The organism is Bradyrhizobium sp. P5_C11_2 (genome assembly GCF_054049755.1).
In genome coordinates, this window is the sequence record NZ_JBFULT010000893.1 from 1 (window position 1) to 1893 (window position 1893).

General features: G+C 68.1%; 2 protein-coding genes and 1 pseudogene. 1 reads left to right on the top strand and 2 read right to left on the bottom strand.

Translation table 11 applies throughout. The features are described 5' to 3' along the window. Positions 1-847 (bottom strand): ABC transporter permease (locus tag ACXJL8_RS39965; protein ID WP_456686918.1); only part of this gene is annotated, 847 nt, incomplete at its 3' end. Next, positions 844-1566, bottom strand: coding sequence for an ABC transporter ATP-binding protein (locus tag ACXJL8_RS39970; protein ID WP_456686919.1), 723 nt, complete (start codon positions 1564-1566; stop codon positions 844-846). The genes ACXJL8_RS39970 and ACXJL8_RS39965, both read right to left, overlap by 4 nt. Positions 1567-1621: 55 nt before the next feature. Here ACXJL8_RS39970 and ACXJL8_RS39975 point away from each other — a divergent pair. Next, positions 1622-1893, top strand: a pseudogene (locus ACXJL8_RS39975) (arylesterase); the annotation flags it as partial.

Below are 1893 nucleotides of genomic sequence, written 5' to 3' on the forward strand. Positions count from 1 at the left end.
GGGCGGCGAGGCCGACCAGCGTCAGAAACTGCGTGAAGCGGTTGATATTGCGTTCGAGCTGCGGCGAGGCATTGGAGCGGCTGCGGACCTCCCAGCCGGCCTGCGGCGCGGCGCTGCGCGCATCGGCGATGAACGCGTCGGTGGCGCGGTCGCTGTTGGCGGCGTCCGGCAGCTTCACCCGGTAGACCCAGCGCACCAGGCTGCCGGGCTGGATCAGGCCGGTGGCGTGCAAGCCCGCCTCGCTGATCAGGAAGCGCGGGCCGAAGCCGATGCCGCCGGCGAGCTTGTCGGGCTCGGCTTCGACGGTGCTGCGGATCTGGAAGGTCGCAGCTCCGATGGTGACGCGGTCGCCGGTCTTCAGCGAGAGTCGCGCCAGCAGCGTCGGATCGGCGGCGGCGCCGAATGCGCCGTCGCGCTCCGCGAGCAGATCGGACAGCGGCAGCGGTGGCGCCAGCGTCAATTGTCCCAGCATCGGGTAGCTGCCGTCGACCGCCTTCATCTCCACCAGCGCCAGCTTGCCCTCGGCCGAGCGCGCCATGCCGCGCAGGGTGGCCGCGATCGAGACRGTGCCGCGCGAGCGCAGGAAGGCGACTTCCTCCGGCTTGGCCTCGCGTTGGAACAGCACGAACGAGACATCGCCGCCGAGCAGCGTGCGGCCCTCGCGCGCGAGACCATCGCTGAGGCTCGCCGAGACCGAGCCGACGCCGGCGATCGCCATCACGCCGAGCGCGATGCAGGAAATGAAGACGTAGAAGCCGCGCAGGCCGCCGCGCAATTCGCGCAGCGCGTAGCGCAATGACAGGGCGACGCCATTGGGGCGCACGAACGGTTCGGCGGCGGCGCTCATGCTTGCGTCGTCTGGGTGTCGATGCGGCCCGAACGCAGGCGGATCACGCGATCGCAGCGATGCGCGAGCGAGGCATCGTGGGTGACCAGCACCAGCGTCATGCCGCGCTCGGCATGCTTGCCGAACAGCAGATCGACGATTTGCTTGCCGGTCGCCTCGTCGAGATTGCCGGTCGGCTCGTCGGCGACGAGGATGGCGGGATCGGGCGCCAGCGCGCGGGCGAGCGCGACGCGCTGCTGCTCGCCGCCGGAGAGCTGGGTCGGATAGTGATGCAGGCGGTCGCCGAGCCCGACCGATTGCAGCTCCTGTGCCGCGCGTTTTGCCGCATCGGGATTGCCGGCGAGTTCGAGCGGGACGGCGACGTTCTCGAGCGCCGTCATGGTCGGGATCAGGTGGAAGGACTGGAAGACGATGCCGACCTGGCGGCCGCGGAAGCGGGCGAGCGCGTCCTCGTCGAGGGCATTGAAAGGCGTGCCGTTGACCACCACCTCTCCGCTATCAGGACGCTCCAACCCCGCCATCACCATCAGCAGCGTGGATTTGCCCGAGCCTGACGGGCCAATCAGGCCGATCGTCTCGCTACGGCCCACCCGCAGGCTGATATCCTTGAGGATGTGAACGCGTGCCGCGCCGGTACCCAGTGAGAGATTGACGTTGGAGATGGCGATGGTGTCCGGCGTGGTGCCGGCGAGCGAAGAGGATTCGATGCGACTGTCCATGGTCCGGTCATATGGCAACTCCGCACACGCGGTCGAGAGGCGTTACGGATTGTTCATGCACATAGCCGTGTTGATGCTCGCTTTGATGACGGTCGCAAATACGGCCTCGGCCCAGACCCAACCTGCGGCGAAACCGATCAAGCTCGTCGTCCTCGGCGATTCCCTGAGCGCCGGCYTCGGCCTTCCGGGCCAGGAGGCATTTCCCGCCAAACTCCAAAAATCCTTGCAGGACAAAGGCATAGATGTCGCCATGATCAATGCCGGGGTGTCGGGTGACACCACCTCCGGGGGGCGCGACCGGCTCGACTGGTCGGTGCCGGAGGGAAC

Coding starts and splice junctions, on each gene's coding strand:
- ACXJL8_RS39970 (WP_456686919.1), bottom strand. CDS start 1,566: ATGGACAGTCGCATCGAATCCTCTTCGCTCGCCGGCACCACGCCGGAC.